At 68.4% G+C, this 19,870-nt stretch carries 8 protein-coding genes and 1 pseudogene; 7 read left to right on the top strand and 2 right to left on the bottom strand.

The window, feature by feature from the left end; all coding sequences use genetic code 11:
• Window positions 1-109: 109 nt before the first annotated feature.
• Both asnB and WT60_RS35110 read right to left on the bottom strand, forming a co-directional pair.
• Window positions 110-2,035 carry an asparagine synthase (glutamine-hydrolyzing) gene (gene asnB, locus WT60_RS10135; RefSeq protein WP_038742858.1) on the bottom strand — a complete coding sequence of 642 codons (1,926 nt, stop codon included), beginning with the start codon at window positions 2,033-2,035 and terminating at the stop codon, window positions 110-112.
• 1,332 nt (window positions 2,036-3,367) lie between these two features.
• The gene (locus WT60_RS35110; RefSeq protein WP_226377245.1) at window positions 3,368-3,616 is read right to left on the bottom strand and encodes a hypothetical protein; all 249 of its coding nucleotides are present in this window, start codon (window positions 3,614-3,616) and stop codon (window positions 3,368-3,370) included.
• Between WT60_RS35110 and WT60_RS10130 the strand changes: the two are divergent.
• The 7 genes and pseudogenes from WT60_RS10130 to WT60_RS10100 form a co-directional block, all read left to right on the top strand.
• A pseudogene (locus WT60_RS10130) lies at window positions 3,537-4,376 on the top strand (kinase); the annotation flags it as partial. The gene WT60_RS35110 and the pseudogene WT60_RS10130 sit on opposite strands and share 80 nt — an antisense overlap.
• A gap of 4 nt (window positions 4,377-4,380) precedes the next feature.
• Window positions 4,381-5,445: a cysteine synthase family protein gene (locus tag WT60_RS10125; RefSeq protein WP_038742856.1), complete on the top strand. Its 1,065-nt coding sequence runs from the start codon at window positions 4,381-4,383 to the stop codon at window positions 5,443-5,445.
• A 52-nt stretch (window positions 5,446-5,497) separates the two neighbouring features.
• Entirely contained in the window at window positions 5,498-8,164 is a 2,667-nt protein-coding gene (locus tag WT60_RS10120) for a lyase family protein (protein ID WP_060355618.1), read from the top strand.
• Between the two features lie 28 nt (window positions 8,165-8,192).
• Window positions 8,193-13,199, top strand: coding sequence for a non-ribosomal peptide synthetase (locus tag WT60_RS10115; RefSeq protein WP_060355619.1), 5,007 nt, complete (start codon window positions 8,193-8,195; stop codon window positions 13,197-13,199).
• Window positions 13,196-17,341 (top strand): non-ribosomal peptide synthetase, encoded by a 4,146-nt coding sequence (locus WT60_RS10110; protein WP_060355620.1) that lies wholly within the window; start codon window positions 13,196-13,198, stop codon window positions 17,339-17,341. Before WT60_RS10115 ends, WT60_RS10110 begins: the two co-directional genes overlap by 4 nt.
• The gene (locus tag WT60_RS10105; protein WP_060355621.1) at window positions 17,338-18,396 is read left to right on the top strand and encodes a GntG family PLP-dependent aldolase; all 1,059 of its coding nucleotides are present in this window, start codon (window positions 17,338-17,340) and stop codon (window positions 18,394-18,396) included. Before WT60_RS10110 ends, WT60_RS10105 begins: the two co-directional genes overlap by 4 nt.
• Window positions 18,397-18,559: 163 nt before the next feature.
• Window positions 18,560-19,777 carry an MFS transporter gene (locus WT60_RS10100; protein ID WP_009927591.1) on the top strand — a complete coding sequence of 406 codons (1,218 nt, stop codon included), beginning with the start codon at window positions 18,560-18,562 and terminating at the stop codon, window positions 19,775-19,777.
• Window positions 19,778-19,870: the final 93 nt, after the last annotated feature.

The raw sequence follows: 19,870 nt of genomic DNA, 5'->3' as shown, positions 1-19,870 counted from the left end.
TAAAAAGAATGAGGGATTGGAACGGATGCGAGCCGCGGCGCGCGGCGGCGCATTCTTCGTGCGCCGCCGGCATTCGCCGCCGCGGCGCACATCGAGCGGCGAACGGCGTCTAGTCGACGATCGAAAGATCGAAGCGCTTGCAAAGGAAATACGACGTCGCGATCAGCATCAGCGGAATCTCCAGCTTCGACAGGTCGGCCTCGTTGCCGTCCGACAGGAGCTTCGACAGGCGCGCGAGCTGCGCGGGATCGAAGAGCCCCAATTGCGCGAGGCGCGGCGAGTGGACGATGTCCTGGATCAGCGCGAACAGCTTGCCGTTGCGCTGCAGCGTCGAAGGCGGCGCGAGGAACGGCTGCTTCACGCGCCGATGGACCCGCTCGGTCAGATAGGGCTTCATCGCGTCGCGGAAGAGGCTTTTCTCCTCGCCGTCGCGGAAGAACCACGACACGGGAAGGGTCCGCGCGAATTCGAACAGGCGATGGTCGAGAAGCGGCATGCGCACTTCGACCGAATGCGCCATGTCGAGGCGATCCGCGAACAGGATCTGATTGCACAGAATGGACTTGCACCACAGATACATCGACTGCTGCACCGGATGCCGGTCGCGAAGCTGATCGTGGATCGGCAGGCGATCGATCAGGCTCGACACGAGCAGATCGGGCGTGACGTCGCGCTTCAGGTCGGCATGCAGCAGCGTGTCTCTGAGCGGCGTGCGGCTGTTGAGCACGATCGACAGCCACGCCGGCGTGAAGCCGATCAACCGGCTCGCGAAGCCGTTGCGCGCCGGCCGGAACCACGGCGGAATCGCCGCGCTCAGCTTGCCGGCCGCCTGCACGTCGGCGAACGTCGCGAGGCGCGCCGTCTCGTCGCCCGCATAACCGGACAGCAGATAGTCGATCTGATGAAAGTTGTAGCCGTAGAACAGCTCGTCGGCGCCGTCGCCCGACAGCACCGCCTTGAACCCCGCGTCCCGCACCGCGCGACTTTGCAGATAGCGCGCGACCGCGTTCGAGTTGATGCCGATGCTCTCCGCGTGCCAGACGACCTGCTCGAGATGGTCCGCGAAATCGGCCGAATCGACGGCGACCGTCCGGAACGCCGCGCCGAACGACTCCGCTGTGTCGCGCGCCACGGCGCTCTCGTCGTAATCCGCGTGGTCGAACTGCACGTTGAAGGCGGTGAGCCGGTGGCCGAGCCGCTTCGCCGCGACGCCGAGCACCGCCGACGAATCGAGCCCGCCGCTCAGGTAGTGGCCCATCGGCACGTCCGCGTGCAGGCGCGTCTCGACCGCGTCGGCGATATGCTCGGCGAGCGCCTCTGCGGCGCATGCGCGCGAGCGCGCGTCGTCGCGCCATTGCGGATGGCGCGGGTAGTCGAGATCCCAATAGCGCCTGACGACGGTCTTGCCGTCCGAGCAGATCAGCATGCACCCCGGCGGAACCTGCCGGATGCCCTCGAACAGCGTCGCGTCGTGCGGCTTGATGAGAAGCAGATGCTGCACGTATTGCTCGCGGCTCAGCCTGCCCGCGACGCCCGCCGCGAGCAGCGCCTTGACCTCGGAGGCGAGCAGGACCCGCTCGCCGCTCTCGTGATAGTAGAGCGGCTTGATGCCGAACCGGTCGCGCACGCACAGGAGCTGGTTCGCCTCGCGGTCCCAGATGGCCAGCGCGAACTCGCCTCGCAGCCGCTCGACGAAATCGATGCCGTATCGCTCGTACAGCGCGAGCGCCACCTCGGAATCGCTGTCGGTCTTGAACTGCCAGCCTTCGCGCCGCAATGCGCGGCGCCATTCGTGATGACCGTAGATCTCGCCGTTCGCGACGATCACGTTGCCTCGCGCGCTGACGATCGGCTGGTCGCCCGTTACGAGATCGACGAGGCCGAGGCGCGCGTGCGCGAGGCCGACGCGCGCGTCGGGCGACAGCCACAGCCCCGTTTTTTCCGGGCCGCGATGGTCGAGCGTATCCACTGCGCGCTGCAGCGTCGACGCGTCGATCGGCGCGCTCCGATCGAAGATTGAAACGATTCCACACATGACGGGCTTCAGCTCCGTGGTGAAGGTGGGACGGTCCTGCCAGGCACCGCAGAACGCGGAGAGGATGCTCCCCGCGACGAACGCGCGGCAGCGAAGCGACGATGCGCACGAGATCCGATGCGGATCACGCACGCCGTGTTCGCCGACCTCCGCGCATCGCCGTGATCCGTGATTCTCGATCGGGCGACATTGATTCTTTTCCGTTTACAACCGTCTACCGAAACATCAAATTTGCTTTGACGACAGATTTAAACGAACGCACTGAGTATTTTTCTAATCGCACCATGAATCTCAGGTCGCAAGCATAGCGTAATACTTCGATTCGGAAAACACGATTTACGAAGGATGCGCGGATCGTGAACGACATGAATTCATAGCGGCCGGCATGTTTGTGACGATATTTAGATTCAATGCGGCTCGCAGTTTTGTTTTCTTGTTTCTTTTTGTGTTTTTTGCGACCAAATTCCACCGATCGATTGAGAATTTCGCCGACCCAATCTCGTTCGAAACGAAAGATTGAGCGACGAACTGCTTGTTATCAATCAATTCCGATGGCTTTCATTTAACGGCTTGACTAACGATTGCTTTACATGTACGTTTCGCTACCAGAGTGAATTGCGGCGCTCGTCTACTCTGAAGCAATCTTCGCTCGCCGAGTATTTTTCTCCCGGCTGAGCTTATGCTCTCGACTACGCAGCGGCGCAGTGAATTCCGTATCGCATCGTCCCGGCGTTCGAAACTGTTTTTGATCCGCGGAGCCCGTCTGCGCTGCCTCGATTGCGCCGGCGCTCCATGGATATCCGGGCCGACGCTCGGCGCCGACCGTCCCGCCTGTCGGGCGGGGCGGCCGGCATCACCGCGCCCGCGCGCACCGCGTCGCCGCCATCGAAGACGATTCGCTGTTTGCATCGCCCGCTCGCCGCATCCGCGAGCACGAGTATCTAGGCTTCACCGGATTTCCCTGAATATGTCTGCATACTTTGAAGGACGGTCGCCGGATGAATCGGAATTTGTCTACCCCAGGCAAACGCATGGCATGCGGTTCACTGGATGAAATATCCACGCTGAGCGAATGCCGCCGCAAACGAAGTCACGGCGGCATGCCAGCCGCATTTGCCACCGCACGCGGAATCCATATTCCCGATTCACTCATATCGATGTTCTTCAATTTCGATACCCGTCGTTCTGAAATTTTATTACCCGGGTAGCTCGAACAAATTAAAACGAGTGTTTGACTTTTCAACCACATTTATCGATGTGGCGGATCATGCACGTCCTTTTTCTGGATTGACGAGCCAAAATGTACGTAACAGAACCGGTCAAGCGCTCTGTTCATTCGTCGCTCGCCCGAGAGGAAATCAACGGCGATCGGTCGATCGGCATTGCCAATGCACTTATCAATAAATACGGAAATCGGTTTTCCTCCAATTCCGGCCACTCCGGCAAGGCGAGAACCCGAAAGGCGGGCTCGCCGGCCGAGCGTTTTTTCTCGACCGGCAACGCGCCCGCCACGTTCGGCGAGCTGGTCCAGGGGCGCGAGCCGATATCGGGAAACGATTTCCTGGTGACGTTTCCGATCACGCTGACGACGACGGCGAGATTCTGCCGGTTCCGGCATTCCGATCGCCTTTACGTCTTTCCGGCGAGCAAGAAGAAATCGCTGAAGGCGGCGCAGCTCTTCTTCGAGAAATTCGGCATCCGCACGGGCGGCATCCTGCAGATCTGCAGCGCGGTGTCGGAGGGCAAGGGGCTCGCGAGCTCGTCCGCCGACATCGTCGCGACGCTGCGCGCGCTCGCCGCCCACTTCGACATCGAGCTCGCGGTGGCCGACATGTGCGCGATCATCCGCGAGATCGAGCCGACCGACGGCGTGATGTTCGACGAATCGGTCGCGTTCTTCCATCGCAAGGTCGAACTGGGCAAGGTGATGGGCAGGCTGCCGAAAATCTGCATCCTCGCGATCGACGAAGGCGGAATCATCGACACGGTCGCCTACAACCGGCATCGCTTCGATTTCTCCGACGAGGAAACGAGCCAGTACGCCGCGCTGCTCGCCGTCGTCGACGCCGCGATTTCCAGCCGCGACGTCCGCGAGATCGGCCGCGCGGCGACGCTCAGCACGCAGCTTCATCAGAAGCGCAATCCGAAGCGCAGCCTGCGGCAACTGGAGGCGCTGATGGCCGACGTCGGCGCCGACGGCATCGTCAACTGCCACAGCGGCACCTTCATCGGCCTGTGTTTCGACGCGGCGCGCCCGGATGCGCTCGACACGATCGCCCGGGCGGAACGCACGCTCCGGGAAACCCTAAGACAACCCATTTCGCGATTTTTCACCAGGTGAGCTCATGACATACGACGCAGCATCGATCAGGAAAACGCAGGAGAAGGTGTCCGATGCGATGGCGGAACCGCGCATCGTCCAGATCTCGCCCAATCTCTACGCCGTCGCGCTCGAAGTCATGAAAGTGATTCCGGCCAAGCACATCATCGAGCAGGCGCTGCGCGACGGGCGCATCAACCGCGATTCGCTCGTCATCGAATCGTCGAGCGGCAATTTCGCGCTCGGCCTCGCCGTCGTGTGCCGTGAGCACGGGCTGAAGCTGCGGATCGTCGGCGATCCGGCGATCGACCCGAAATTGCGCGGCATGCTGCGCAACCTCGGCGCGGAAGTCGACATCATCGAGAAGCCGGACGCGTTCGGCGCATTCCAGCGCCTGCGGCTCGCACGCATCGCGCAACTGCTCGAAGCGCATCCGAACGCGTTCTGGGTTCGCCAGTACGACAATCCGCAGAATCCCGACGCGTACCGCGCGCTCGCCGACACGCTGCTCGCGGAGGCGGGACCGGCGTTCGACCTCGTTGCATGCGTCGGCTCCGGCGGCTCGTCGGTCGGCCTCGCGACGCACCTGCGCCGCCACAGCGACGCAATCCGCGTGACGGGCGTCGACACGTTCAACAGCGTGCTGTTTGGCTTGCCGGACGGCAAGCGCACGCTACGGGGCCTCGGCAACAGCATCATGCCGAAGATTCTCGATCACTCGCAGTTCGACGAGATCCATTGGCTGACGAGCCCGCAGGCGAACCGCGCGGCAATCGAGCTGCATGCGCGCCACGGCCTCTTCTGCGGCCCGACGAGCGGCGCCGCCTACCGGGTCGCGCACTACAAGGCCGCCCGCCAGCCCGATCGCAAGATCCTGTTCATCGCGCCCGATACCGGCTATCGCTACCAGGACACGATCTTCGACGAGCGGTGGCTGAAAGAGCACGACGAGATCGCCGACGTGCCGCGCGACGCGCCCGTCGCCGTCGACCGGCTCGATCAGGTGATCGCCGCGGACGAATGGAGCTGCATCGACTGGCAGCGCAAGCCGCTCGCCGAGCGGCAAAACCTGCAAGCGCCCGGCGCGTGACGCGCGGGCCGCGCGCTCGCCCCTCCCCTTCCACCGACGTTCTGTACACAACATGACGGGCATCTTTGTCTTCATCGAGAGCAACACGACCGGCACGGGCGAGCTCTTCATCCGCAAGGCGCTGCATCGCGGCCTCACGCCCTACTTCCTCACGGCGAACCGCGACAAGTATCCGTTTCTCGACACGACCCGAGTCGTGACGGTCTCGATCGATACGAGCGACGCCGACGCCGTTCACCGTTTCGTATCCTCGCTCGGCGGCGTCGTCGCCGTTTTTTCGTCGTCCGAGTTTTACATCGAGGTCGCGGGCGAAGTCGCGCGGCGGCTCGGGCTGCCGACCGCGAACACCGATGCGACGCGCATCTGCCGCGACAAGAAGCGGCTCGCGGACGTGCTCGCCGAACGCGGCATCGACGCGCCGCGCACGCTCGCGCTGACGCTCGACGAGGCCGCCGCGCCCCGGCTCGACGGCCTCGCCTATCCGGCCGTCGTCAAGCCGAGAATGGGATCGGGCAGCGTCGGCGTGCGCCGTTGCGAAAACGCGGACGAAGTATTCGAGCACTGCGACAGCCTGCGCCGCGCCGGCACCCACGCGGCCCTCGCGCAAGCCTACGTCGAAGGCGACGAGTATTCGGTCGAAACGCTGACGATCGGCGGCAAGACGCAAATCGTCGGCGTCGTCAGGAAGCGGCTCGGGCCCGAGCCGCTCTTCGTCGAGATCGGCCACGACTACCCGGCGCCGCTGTCGAGCCGGCAACGGGAGCGCATCGAGAGCACCGTGCTGCGTGCGCTCGACGCGGTCGGCTACGCGTTCGGCCCCGCCCATACCGAGCTGCGCATGCGCGACGACGCGGTGACGATCATCGAGATCAATCCGCGGCTCGCGGGCGGGCTCATTCCCGTCCTCCTCGGCGAGGTATTCGACGCCGATCTGCTCGACCACATCCTCGACATGTGGCTGGGCGCCACCGCCTTTGCCGATCTCACCGCGAAACGCTACGGTGCGATCCGCTTCGCGCTGCCGGCGCGCGAAGGCGTGCTGCGCGGCCCGCTCGCGCTGCCGCCCGACGTCGCCGCGGCCCCCGAGCTCAGGCACTTCCACCCGATCGCGCGGCCGGGCGACGCGCTGCGGCTCGAAGGCAGCTTCCGCGACCGCATCGCGGCCGTCGTCTGCGCGGGCGACGATCGCGAATCGGTCGAGGCGCTCGCCGATCGCGCGGTCGCCGAACTGCGCGTCGACATCGACGCCGACGCGTCGGCGAACGCGGCCGCGCCGCATGCCGCCGATGCCGTGAAACCCGGCCTGCCCGCGCACGTGCAGGCGATCGTCTACGGCGGCGCGGACGAGGACGCGCCGCTCGCCGAGCTCGACTACCTGTTCGATCTGAACGAGGCGCATCTCGTGATGCTCGGCGCGACGCACGTCGTCGGACTCGACAGGATCAAGCCGCTTCTGCTCGCGCATCAGAGCCTGAGAGCGCAACGCTATGCGCCGCTTCTCGCGCGACCGCGGCCGCGCGGCCTCTACATGCTCGTCGAGCGCTACCTGATCGACACGCTCGGCGAGGAAGTCGGCGGCGTGCTGCAAACGGGCCGGTCGCGCAACGACATCAACGCGGCCACGACGAAGCTGCATCTGCGCGACGCGACATCGCGCGTGTTCGACGCGCTGTGGCACCTGCGGCGCAGCCTCGTCTTCAAGGCGTCGGCGAACGTCGACCGGGCGTTTCCGATCTACAGCCAGTATCAGCCGGCGCTGCCGGGCACGTTCGCGCATCAGCTTCTCGCCTACGACGAAGCGCTCGCGAACGAATGCCGCGCGCTTCTCGCGCTCTATCGGCACGTCGACGTGTGCCCGCTCGGCGCAGGCGCGGGCGGCGGCACGACCTTGCCGATCGATCCGGAGCTCGTGTGCAAGCTGCTCGGCTTCGAGCAGCCGGCGTCGAACAGTCTCGACGCCGTGGCCAACCGCAGCGGCGTGCTGCATTTCCTGTCGGCCGCGAACGCGATCGGCGTGATGCTCTCGCGCATCGCGCAGGACCTGCAGATCTGGACCACCGCCGAGTTCGCACTGGTGTCGCTCCCCGACGGGCTGACGGGCGGCTCGTCGATGCTGCCGCAAAAGAAGAATCCATTCCTCGTCGAATTCGTCAAGAGCCGCGCGGGCGTTCCGCTCGGCGCGCTCGCGAGCTGCACCGCGACGCTCGGCAAAACGCCGTATACGAATTCGTTCGAAGCGGGCTCGCCGATGAACGGCCTCATCGCGCAAGCATGCACGGCGATCGTGGAAGCGGCGACGATCGCCGCGCTGCTGATCGACGGGCTCGACGCCGCGAGCGAACGAATCGACGACCATCTGAAGGAGACCGCGGTCGCCGCGATGGCCGTGTCGGAATCGCTCGTCGCGCGCCAGTCGCTCGATTTCCGCACCGCGCACACGCAAGTCGCGCAGGCGGTGCGCGACAGCGTCGCGCACGGGCGGTCGAGCTACGACGCGCTCGCCGCGCTCGAGCCCGACTTCATGTCGCGCCGTCCGCTCCATTGGGCGCAAAGCCACCGGTTCGGCGGCGGCCCCGGCGCCGCGGACCTGAATCACGGCGTCGCGCGGGCATGCCACGCGCTCGCCGACGACGAAGCCGCTTTGCGCCGCAGACAGGACATCTGGCGCGAAGCGGAACAGATGCGACGGCTCGCCGTGCAGCAACTCGCCAGCCATTAGTCCGCCCCATTCGCGAAAGAGAACACCTATGAGCACGACCATTCGAACGGGCGCGCCGAACTTCAAGCGCGCGTTGATCTCGAGACTCGGCAAGCCCCCCGCCGCACGGCCCGCGTGGCTCGACCTCACCCACACGCTGCCGCGCGCGGCGGGCGCGGAGCAAGCGCACTGCCGCCGCCCGCTCGACGGCGACTGGCTCGCGCGGCTCGCCGAGCAGGCGCAACGCCTGTCGGTCGATCCGCGGGCGCTTTTCGTCTCGGCGGCGCGCGTGCTGGTGGCGCGCATCACCGAACATGCCGCAAGCGCAACGGCGCTCGCGCTTGCGCTCACGCACGACGTGCGCGCGGCGACGTACTCGGCGCTGTCGACGACGCCGCCCGGCCGGCAGACGGTCGGCGAATTGCTCGCGGACAGCGACGGCTGGCTCGCGCATCCCGGCGGCCCGGTCGACGCCTGGCCGCATGTCGTGATCGCGGCGACGCAGACGCCCCCCGACCCGCACGCGCTTCCGGATGCGCAACTCGCCATCGCGTTCGCGATCTCGGGCGAGGGTGCATGCGTCGCCGCGCGCGCGGCGGCCGGACTCTTTTCCCGGCAGGCGCTCGACGCGTTCGTCGAACAGTGGCTTCACGTCGTGTCGCAGCTCGGCGCGAGCGCGGCCGACGCTGCGCTCGACGAGCTCGACCCGCTCCCGCCCGCGCAACGCGCACGCCTGCTCGAACAATGGGAGCGCGGCGCCGCGATCAACGCGACAGGTCCGCTCGCGCATCAGGCCTTCTTCGCGCGCGCGGCGGCCGAGCCCGACGCGCCGGCCGTCCAGTCCGGCGATGCGCCGATGCGGTACGCCGAGCTCGCGTCTCGCGCGGCCGACGTCGCGCGACGACTGCGAGCGCTCGGCATCGGACCGCTCGATCGCGTCGCGATTTACGCCGGCCCGGGGGCCGATCTGGTCGCCGGCATCCTCGGCGTGCTGGAAACGGGCGCCGCCTATACGATCCTCGACCCGGCGAGGCCGCCCGCGGAGCTGAGCGCGCGGCTGCGCGATTTCGCGCCCGGCGCGACGCTCGTGCAGGCGGCGCTCTCCGCGTATCTCGACGGCTCGGACACGCCGGCGCTGAAGCTCGACGCGGACGCGGCGCAAGACCTGGCGCAAAGCGTGCCGCACCACGCGGCGAGCTCGCGAGACGTCGAATCCGCCGAATCCGCCGAATCCGTCGAATCCGTCGAATCCGTCGAATCCGTCGAATCCGACGCAGGCGCAGGCGCTTTCGATTCCGGCCTTCCGGCCTTCGTCACCCGCCCGTCAGGCGGCGTTGCGCACGCCGTCGTCGCGACTCATCGCGACCTGCGCGACGTCGCGCGCTGGTACGCCCGGGCGTTCTCGCTCGACGCAGCGGACCGCTTCCTCGTGACGACGAGCTTCGATACGGCAGCCGCGCAAAAGCACATCCTGACGCCGCTGCTGATCGGCGCGCAGGTGCATTTCAGCGACGCGCGCTTCGATCCCGACGCCGTGCTCCGCGAGATCGCCGCGCGCGGCATCACCGTGTTGAACGTCGCGCCGAGCTTCTTCCACGCACTCGTCGACGCCGAGCGGCATCGGGAATTGTCGGGCGTGCGGCACGTATTCCTGGAAGGCGAGCCGGCGAGTGCGCGCCGTATCGCGCCATGGCTCGACAAATATCCGCACTTGCGCGTCGTCGCGCTCCATGACGCGAACGCGTTCGCCGGTCCCGTCGCCGCGTGGACGCTTAGCGCGGCGACGGAGCCGTCGAGCGACGAAACGTGCGTGCTCGGCTGTCCGGCGGACGGCGTCACGCTGCAGATACTGGATGCGCGCAAGCGGCCCGTGCCGCCCGGGATCGCCGGGCGCGTGTACGTCGGCGATGCGCGCACGCCCGCATCGGCGCGGCGGGATGCGAACGCGCCGCACGTCGACTCCGTTCGCCCCGACGTCGGCGAGCACCCCGACGTCGACGAGCGCCGCGGGCCGCGCGATACCGGCGACCTCGCGCGCTGGCGCGCCGACGGCGTCGTCGAATATCTCGGACGCGCCGACGCGCCGACGCGCGGCTACGGTTCCTGGGCCGGCGCGCGGCACGTCGAAGCCTGGCTGTCGGCGCAAGACGGCGTAAGCGACGCAATCGCGATCCTTCGGCGCACCGCGGGCGACACCGGTCACGAGCGCGTCGCTTACGTCACGCCGCGCGCGGGCGCGATCCTGTCGACGCCCGACTTGTTGCGTGACGCAGGTGCGGCCTTGCCCGCCGAGCTCGCGCCCGACGCGATCGTCGTGCTGCCCGCGCTGCCGCTCGCGCTCGACGGCACGCTCGACCGCGCGCGCCTGTCGGCGCCGGCATCGGCCGGCGCGGCCGCCGCCCGCGACGATGATTCGCCGACGCGCGAACGCGATCTCGCCTACTGGACGGCGGCGCTGCACGATCTGCCCACCGTCCACAACCTGCCCCTCGATCGCCCCCGGCCCGCCCTCGCCGATCATCGCAGCGGGCAGATCGTCCGGCACCTCGACGCCTCCCGGCACCGCGATCTCCTCCAGTTCGCCTCCTCCCGGCAGGCCACCCTCTTCATGGTCCTCCAGGCCGCCTTCGCCGCTTTCCTCTCCAGGCTCTCCGGCACCGCCGACGTCATCGTCGGCTCCCCCGTCGCCAACCGCCCGCGCCCCGAGCTCGCGCCGATCGTCGGCTTCTTCGTCAACACCCTCGTCCTGCGCAGCCGCGTCGACCCGGACCTCTCCTTTCACGCCCTGCTCCTGCAGTCCCGGCAGCGCCTGCTCGACGCCTACGAGCACCAGCAGCTCCCCTTCGAGCAGCTCGTCGACGCCATCAACCCCGCGCGCAGCCTCGCCCATGCCCCGTTGTTTCAGGTCATGCTCTCCCTGAACAACAACGACTCGCCCCCGCTGCACCTCGCCGGCCTCCACGCCCGCTCGCTCGGCAACCCCGTCATCCCCGCCAAGTTCGACCTCAGCCTCCAGATCGACTCCCTGCCCGACGGCCGCCTCCGCCTCGTCTGGGAGTATGCATGCGCGCTCTTCGAGCACGACACCGTCTCACGCTTCGCCGAGCGCTTCGACAGCCTCGTCGCCGACGCCCTGCGCCGACCCGACACCCCCGTCGCGCAGCTCGACCTCCTCCCCGACGACGAACGCCGGCTCCTCCAGCGCTGGAACCGCACCGCCGCCCCCTATCCCGAACTCGCCTGCATCCACCGCCTCTTCGAGGAACAGGCCGACCGCTTTCCCCAGCGCATCGCGCTCCACTGCAACGGCGTCGCGCTCACCTACCGCGAGCTCAACGCGCGCGCCAACCGCCTCGCCCATCTGCTGCGGCCGCTCGGCCTCGCCCCAGACTCCCTCGTCGGCGTCTGCCTCGAGCGCTCGACCGAACTCGTCGTCTCGCTGCTCGCCGTCCTCAAGGCCGGCTCCGCCTATCTCCCCCTCGATCCCGCCTACCCCCGCGAGCGCATCGACTACATGCTGCGCGACTCCCGCGCACAGTGCGTCATCGCCTCCCGCTCCTTCGCCCTCGACGACGGCTCCACCGTCCGCCACGTCGTCCACCTCGACGATCCCGGCCTGGTCGACCGCCTCGGCCGCGCCCCGGATCACAACCCCGACCCCGCCGACGTCGGCCTCGCCCCCCATCATCTCGCCTATCTCATCTACACCTCCGGCTCCACCGGCTCCCCCAAGGGCGTGATGATCGAGCACCGCAACGCCGTCTCCTTCATCGACTGGGCCCGCCGCGCCTTCCCCCCCGAGTCGTTCGACGGCGTCCTCGCCTCCACCTCGGTCTGCTTCGACCTGTCCGTCTTCGAGATCTTCGCCACCCTCGCCGCCGCCGGTCGCATCGTCCTCGTGCGCGACGTCCTCGCCCTGCCCGAGCTCCCCGACGGACTCGTCCGCCTCGTCAACTCCGTCCCCTCCGCCATTCACGCGCTCTTGCAGACCGGCCGCCTCCCCGCCTCCGTGCGCACCGTCAACCTCGCCGGCGAACCCCTGCGCCAGAGCCTCGTCGACGCCCTCTACGACGCCGGCGTCGAGCGCGTCTACGACCTCTACGGCCCCTCCGAGGACACCACCTATTCGACCTGCGCCCTGCGCACCCCGCGCGGCCGGCCCTCCATCGGCTCCCCCATCTCCAACACCCAGGCCTTCGTCCTCTCCGCCGCCGGGCAACTGCAGCCCGTCGGCGTGCCCGGCGAGCTCTTCCTCGGCGGCGCCGGCCTCGCGCGCGGCTACCTCGGCCGGCCCGAGCTCACCGCCGAGCGCTTCGTCGACAACCCCCTCCACGACTCCCCCGTGCGCCGCCTCTACCGCACCGGCGACCTCGTGCGATGGCTCCCCGACGGACAGCTCGAATTCCTCGGCCGACTCGATCACCAGGTCAAGATCCGCGGCTTTCGCATCGAGCTCGGCGAGATCGACGCGCGCCTCGGCGCCTGCGACGGCGTTCGCGAAGCCGCCGTCATCGCCCTCGAGCGCGCCGGCGATGCCCAGCTCGTCGCCTACGTCGTCCCGCACGACCCCCAGGCCGCCTCCGCCGCCAACCTGCGCGCCGCGCTCGCCGCCTTCCTCCCCGCCTACATGATCCCCGCCGCGTTCGTCTTCCTCGACGCCCTTCCCCTCACTCCCAACGGCAAGCTCGACCGCAAGCGGCTTCCCGTGCCTGACGATGCCGAGCGCTCGCACGCCGCCGCGCATCTCGCGCCGCCCGCGAACGACACCGAAGCGATGCTGCGCGACGTCTGGCAAACGCTGCTGCAACGCGAGCCGATCGGCGTGACGGAAAACTTCTTCGAACTCGGCGGACATTCGCTGCTGGCCACCCGGATGATCGCGACCGTCGCCGATCGCCTGAAGGTGACGTTGCCCGTGATGACCGCGTTCAATCACCCGACGATTCGCGAACTCGCCCGCGCGCTCGACGCGCTCGCGCCAGCCGCGCCCGTCGCGCACACGCCCCTGCGGCCGTCGCCCCTCGACGACACCGAAAAAGACGAGCTCATCCTATGAATCTGTTGAATACCCTCATCGACCTGCACGATCGCGGCATCGAACTCGACCGCGTCGACGGCAACCTGAAGATCGCGTTTCGCCGCGACGGCTTGCCGGAAGATCTCAAGCTCTACCTGAAGACGCACAAGAGCCGGATTCTCGACTTGCTTGAACGTCTCGGCATCGATTCGAACCGGGACGTGTGCCATGCGTCGTTCGCGCAGCAGCGCCTGTGGATGCTGGAGCGGATCGAATCCGCGAGCGGACAATACAACATGCCCGTCGCGCTGCATCTCGACGGCGATCTGAACGTGGGCGCGCTCGAGCGAACGCTCGACACGCTGCTCGAGCGGCATGAAGTGCTGCGCACGGTCTACGGAACCGACGACGACGGCGACTGCGTGCAGATCGTGCGGCGCGCGAGCGCCGTCGAGCTTGCGCACATCGACCTGAGCGACGAGGCGGAAGACGCGCGCGTTGCACGCGCCGAGCAGCTCGCGCGCGAGGAAGCCGCAGCGCCGTTCGATCTGAGCACGGACCGGATGCTGCGCGCGACATTGCTGCGGCTCGCGCCGCGCACGCACGTGCTGCTGGTCACGCTCCACCACATCGCCTCGGACGGCTGGTCGATGGGGGTCCTGACGCGCGAAATCGGCGAGCTCTACAACGCCTATGTCCAAGGCCTGCCGAATCCGCTCGAGCCGCTGCGGATTCAGTACAAGGACTACGCAAGCTGGCAGCGCCGCGACGCGCGCTCGCCGACGCGCGAACGCGATCTCGCCTACTGGACGGCGGCGCTGCACGATCTGCCCACCGTCCACAACCTGCCCCTCGATCGCCCCCGGCCCGCCCTCGCCGATCATCGCAGCGGGCAGATCGTCCGGCACCTCGACGCCTCCCGGCACCGCGATCTCCTCCAGTTCGCCTCCTCCCGGCAGGCCACCCTCTTCATGGTCCTCCAGGCCGCCTTCGCCGCTTTCCTCTCCAGGCTCTCCGGCACCGCCGACGTCATCGTCGGCTCCCCCGTCGCCAACCGCCCGCGCCCCGAGCTCGCGCCGATCGTCGGCTTCTTCGTCAACACCCTCGTCCTGCGCAGCCGCGTCGACCCGGACCTCTCCTTTCACGCCCTGCTCCTGCAGTCCCGGCAGCGCCTGCTCGACGCCTACGAGCACCAGCAGCTCCCCTTCGAGCAGCTCGTCGACGCCATCAACCCCGCGCGCAGCCTCGCCCATGCCCCGTTGTTTCAGGTCATGCTCTCCCTGAACAACAACGACTCGCCCCCGCTGCACCTCGCCGGCCTCCACGCCCGCTCGCTCGGCAACCCCGTCATCCCCGCCAAGTTCGACCTCAGCCTCCAGATCGACTCCCTGCCCGACGGCCGCCTCCGCCTCGTCTGGGAGTATGCATGCGCGCTCTTCGAGCACGACACCGTCTCACGCTTCGCCGAGCGCTTCGACAGCCTCGTCGCCGACGCCCTGCGCCGACCCGACACCCCCGTCGCGCAGCTCGACCTCCTCCCCGACGACGAACGCCGGCTCCTCCAGCGCTGGAACCGCACCGCCGCCCCCTATCCCGAACTCGCCTGCATCCACCGCCTCTTCGAGGAACAGGCCGACCGCTTTCCCCAGCGCATCGCGCTCCACTGCAACGGCGTCGCGCTCACCTACCGCGAGCTCAACGCGCGCGCCAACCGCCTCGCCCATCTGCTGCGGCCGCTCGGCCTCGCCCCAGACTCCCTCGTCGGCGTCTGCCTCGAGCGCTCGACCGAACTCGTCGTCTCGCTGCTCGCCGTCCTCAAGGCCGGCTCCGCCTATCTCCCCCTCGATCCCGCCTACCCCCGCGAGCGCATCGACTACATGCTGCGCGACTCCCGCGCACAGTGCGTCATCGCCTCCCGCTCCTTCGCCCTCGACGACGGCTCCACCGTCCGCCACGTCGTCCACCTCGACGATCCCGGCCTGGTCGACCGCCTCGGCCGCGCCCCGGATCACAACCCCGACCCCGCCGACGTCGGCCTCGCCCCCCATCATCTCGCCTATCTCATCTACACCTCCGGCTCCACCGGCTCCCCCAAGGGCGTGATGATCGAGCACCGCAACGCCGTCTCCTTCATCGACTGGGCCCGCCGCGCCTTCCCCCCCGAGTCGTTCGACGGCGTCCTCGCCTCCACCTCGGTCTGCTTCGACCTGTCCGTCTTCGAGATCTTCGCCACCCTCGCCGCCGCCGGTCGCATCGTCCTCGTGCGCGACGTCCTCGCCCTGCCCGAGCTCCCCGACGGACTCGTCCGCCTCGTCAACTCCGTCCCCTCCGCCATTCACGCGCTCTTGCAGACCGGCCGCCTCCCCGCCTCCGTGCGCACCGTCAACCTCGCCGGCGAACCCCTGCGCCAGAGCCTCGTCGACGCCCTCTACGACGCCGGCGTCGAGCGCGTCTACGACCTCTACGGCCCCTCCGAGGACACCACCTATTCGACCTGCGCCCTGCGCACCCCGCGCGGCCGGCCCTCCATCGGCTCCCCCATCTCCAACACCCAGGCCTTCGTCCTCTCCGCCGCTGGGCAACTGCAGCCCGTCGGCGTGCCCGGCGAGCTCTTCCTCGGCGGCGCCGGCCTCGCGCGCGGCTACCTCGGCCGGCCCGAGCTCACCGCCGAGCGCTTCGTCGACAACCCCCTCCACGACTCCCCCGTGCGCCGCCTCTACCGCACCGGCGACCTCGTGCGATGGCTCCCCGACGGACAGCTCGAATTCCTCGGCCGACTCGACCATCAGGTCAAGATCCGCGGCTTTCGCATCGAGCTCGGCGAGATCGACGCGCGCCTCGGCGCCTGCGACGGCGTTCGCGAAGCCGCCGTCATCGCCCTCGAGCGCGCCGGCGATGCCCAGCTCGTCGCCTACGTCGTCCCGCACGACCCCCAGGCCGCCTCCGCCGCCGACCTGCGCGCCGCGCTCGCCGCCTTCCTCCCCGCCTACATGATCCCCGCCGCGTTCGTCTTCCTCGACGCCCTTCCCCTCACCCCCAACGGCAAGCTCGATCGCAAGCGGCTTCCCGTGCCTGACGATGCGCGCGCGTCGTCGCGCGACAGCGAACCGCCTCGCGGCCCGACCGAAACGGCCGTCGCCGCCGCGTGGCAGACGCTGCTCGATTACGCGCCCGTCGGCCGGCACGATCACTTCTTCGAAATGGGCGGCCATTCGCTGACGGCGCTCAAGCTGCTCGACCACCTGGCGAAGCGCTTCGCCGTGCCGTTGACGGCGGCGATGCTGTTTCGCAGCCCGAGCATCGAGCAGCTCGCGCGCGAAATCGACGCCGCCCGCACCGGGCACGACGTCGAGCCGCCCGTCGAGCGGTTCCGCGACGGCGCCGCCGCCGTCGCGCCGCTGCTGCTCGTGCCGCCCATCGGGGGCTCGTCGCTCTGCTACGGCGACCTCGTCAACGCGCTCGACTATCCCGGCGTCGTCTGGGGCTGTCAGCAGACGCGCGAGATCGTCGCCGCGGAAACGACGGGCAGCGCGGCCGGGCTCGCCGCGCTCTACGCGCGCGCATGGCTCGAGCGCGCCGAGCACGCGGAGGTTTGCCTGCTCGGCTGGTCGTTCGGCGGCGTCGTCGGCTTCGAGATGGCGGGCGAACTCGAGAAGCACGGCGTGAAGGTGCGCTGGCTCGGACTCATCGACACGCACCTGTCCGTGCCCGGCGGCGAAACGCTCGGCCGCCAGGCGCTCGCGACCTTCGCGCTCGATCTCGGCTTCGCCGCCGACGAGCTCGCGCAATGGAAGCATCTCGTGCCCGACGGCGACATCGACGGCGAAGAAAGCGACGCGCTGCGGCACCTGTGGACGATCGGCCGCGACACCGGCCGCCTGCCGGCCGCGATCACGCTCGACGAGCTGACCGAACGCTACCGGATCACGGCGGCGAACCTGCGCCGGCTCGCCGGCTACCTGCCGCGGCCCGCGTGGCAAGGCCCCGCCGACTACTTTCTGGCCGCGCGGGACGCCCAAGCGGCAGCCGCGCGCCGATCCGCCGACGTCTGGCGCACGCGGCTGCCCGAGCTCGCCGTCACCGACGTCGACGCGGACCATTTTTCCATCGTCAAGAGCCGGCACGCGCAAGCGATCGCGCGGCTCGTCACGCTAAAACTCGAGGAGCTGATTCCAGCATGAGCGGCAAACCCATCCAATTCGACTTCCTGAGCGACACCGTCACCCTGCCCACGGCAGCCATGCGCCAGGCGATGTACGAGGCCGACGTCGGCGACGACGTCTATGGCGAAGACCCCAGCACCAACCGGCTCGAATCGTATGCGGCCGACCTGCTCGGCAAGGAGGCCGCCTGCTGGCTGCCGTCGGGCACGATGGCCAATCTGAGCGCGATTCTCGCGCAGTGCGAGCGCGGCAGGGAACTGTTCGTCGGCGACGATTCCGACCTTTACAACTACGAGGCGGGGGGAGTGTCCGTGGTCGGCGGCATCGTCCTGCACCCGCTCGCGACGAACGCGCGCGGCGAAATTCCGCTCGACGCGCTGCAAGGCGCGCTGCGCGACGCCGACGACACGCAGTGCGCGCCGCCCGGCATCGTGGCGATCGAAACGCCTCACGTGCGCACGGGGGGCACCCCGCTGTCGCTCGACTATCTGCACGCGCTGCGCGCGTTCTGCGACGCGCACTGCCTTGCGCTCCATATCGACGGCGCGCGCGTGTTCAATGCGGCGATCGCGCTCGGCGTCGACGCGAAGCGCATCGCCGCATACGGCGACACGCTGCAATTCTGCCTATCGAAAAGTCTCGCCGCGCCCGCGGGCTCGATCGTCGTGTCCGATCGCGACACGATCGCGCGCGTGCGCCGCTGGCGCAAGCTGCTCGGCGGCGGCATGCGGCAGATCGGCGTCGTCACGGCCGCCGGCGACGTCGCGCTGCGCACGATGGTCGAGCGCCTCGCCGACGATCACGCGCACGCGCGGCGCCTCGCCGACGGCCTGGCCGCGATCGACGGCATCGAGCTCGCGCACGAGCGCGTGCAAACCAACATGGTGTTCTTCAAGGTCCGGCACGCGTCGCTCGAACAGCGCGGCTTTCTCGGCGCGCTCGCGGCGCGCGGCGTTCGAATGGCGGAGCTCGGCCACGGCAACATCCGCGCCGTGACGCACTACCACCATTCGGCGCACGACATCGACCGCACGCTCGCGATCGTGCGTGAAATCCTGTCGGGCGAAAGCTGACGCTTCGCCGACGCCAAGCTTACGCAACCACAAAAACGCTGAGTACAATACCGGACCTGCGGCACGGCGCACGCTCGCGCGACGGCGCATGCGCCGCATCGCGCGAGCGTGCGCCGCCTCGGTACGGCACGGCCGGTCCTCAACGGTTTTCGATGAGACATACATGAGTCAAGCAAAGGCAAGACACCCGCTCCTCGTCTGGCTGCTGATCGTCGGCACCGGCTTCGTCGTGATGGCGCGCGCGATGAGCCTGCCGTTTCTGGCGATCTACCTGCACGAACGGATGGGGCTCGACGCGGCGACGATCGGCCTGCTGCTCGGCACGGGCGCGCTCGTCGGCACGTTCGGCGGCTTCTTCGGCGGCCATCTGTCCGACGTGCTCGGCCGGCGCAAGGTGCTGACCGGCTGCCTGCTCGTATCGAGCCTGTCGTTCGCCGCGCTTCATTTCGCGGCCGACGCGTGGCAGGTCTTCGTGATCAACCTCTTCATCAATCTCGCGAGCTCGTTCTACGATCCGGTCTCGAAAGCGACCATCAGCGACAATCTGCCGCCCGAGCAGCGGCTGCGCGCATTCGCGCGGCGCTACGTGGCGATCAACATCGGCTTCGCGATCGGGCCGCTGCTCGGCGCGTCGCTCGGCCTGCTCGACAAATCCCCCGTGTTCCTCATCACGGGCGCCGTCTACCTGCTGTTCTCGATCGCGATCTACGCGATCACGGCCCGGCTCGTGTTCGGCCGCGCGCCGCACGAAGCGGCCGCCTCCGAGTTGCCGCTCGCCGCGAAGCTGCGCGTCATCGGCACCGACCGGCGCCTCGTCCTCTTCACCGCGGGCAGCATGCTCGCGATCGCCGTGCACGGCGAAATGTCGGTCACGTTCTCGCAATACCTGATCGGCGCGTTCGACGACGGGCTCAAGATGTTCGCCTGGCTGATGAGCACGAACGCGATCACGGTCGTCTTGAGCCAGCCGTTGCTGAACCGCATCGGCGAACGGCGCGGACCGTTCACGTCGCTCACGCTCGGCGCGATCCTGCTCGCGATCGGCGCGGCCGGCTTCGCGAATTCGCCGAACATGATCGCGCTCGTCGTGTCGATGGTCGTCTTCACGTGGGGCGAAGTGCTGCTGATCCCGTCGGAATACGCGGTCCTCGACAGCATCACGCCCGAGCCGCTGCGCGGCATCTATTACGGCGCGCATTCGCTCAGCAACGTCGGCAACCTGCTCGGGCCCTGGCTTGGCGGCCTCGTGCTGCTGCACTACGGCGGCGCCGCCATGTTCTACGGCATGGGCTTCATCGCGCTGCTCAGCCTGCTCACGTTCGCCGTCGGCTCGCAGATCAAGCCCGCGCCGGCGGGCCGGCTCGAAGTCCAGAACCGCTGACGGCCCCGCCCGCCGGCGCGTCGCGCCTCGAGCCGCGCCGCAAGTCGCGCCTCGAGCGCACGTCCGCGGCCTCGTCCGCCCCTCTTCCGGTGT

It is taken from the genome of Burkholderia sp. MSMB617WGS (assembly GCF_001532025.2).
Classification (GTDB): Bacteria; Pseudomonadota; Gammaproteobacteria; order Burkholderiales; family Burkholderiaceae; genus Burkholderia; species Burkholderia savannae.
This window is presented reverse-complemented; position numbering and strand designations above follow the sequence as displayed.

What these genes read in the sequence shown, in the direction of transcription:
- WT60_RS10100 (WP_009927591.1), top strand. Translation starts at nt 18,560, where the DNA reads ATGAGTCAAGCAAAGGCAAGACACCCGCTCCTCGTCTGGCTGCTGATC.
- WT60_RS10115 (WP_060355619.1), top strand. Translation starts at nt 8,193, where the DNA reads ATGAGCACGACCATTCGAACGGGCGCGCCGAACTTCAAGCGCGCGTTG.
- WT60_RS10125 (WP_038742856.1), top strand. Translation starts at nt 4,381, where the DNA reads ATGACATACGACGCAGCATCGATCAGGAAAACGCAGGAGAAGGTGTCC.
- WT60_RS10110 (WP_060355620.1), top strand. Translation starts at nt 13,196, where the DNA reads ATGAATCTGTTGAATACCCTCATCGACCTGCACGATCGCGGCATCGAA.
- WT60_RS10105 (WP_060355621.1), top strand. Translation starts at nt 17,338, where the DNA reads ATGAGCGGCAAACCCATCCAATTCGACTTCCTGAGCGACACCGTCACC.
- WT60_RS10120 (WP_060355618.1), top strand. Translation starts at nt 5,498, where the DNA reads ATGACGGGCATCTTTGTCTTCATCGAGAGCAACACGACCGGCACGGGC.
- asnB (WP_038742858.1), bottom strand. Translation starts at nt 2,035, where the DNA reads ATGTGTGGAATCGTTTCAATCTTCGATCGGAGCGCGCCGATCGACGCG.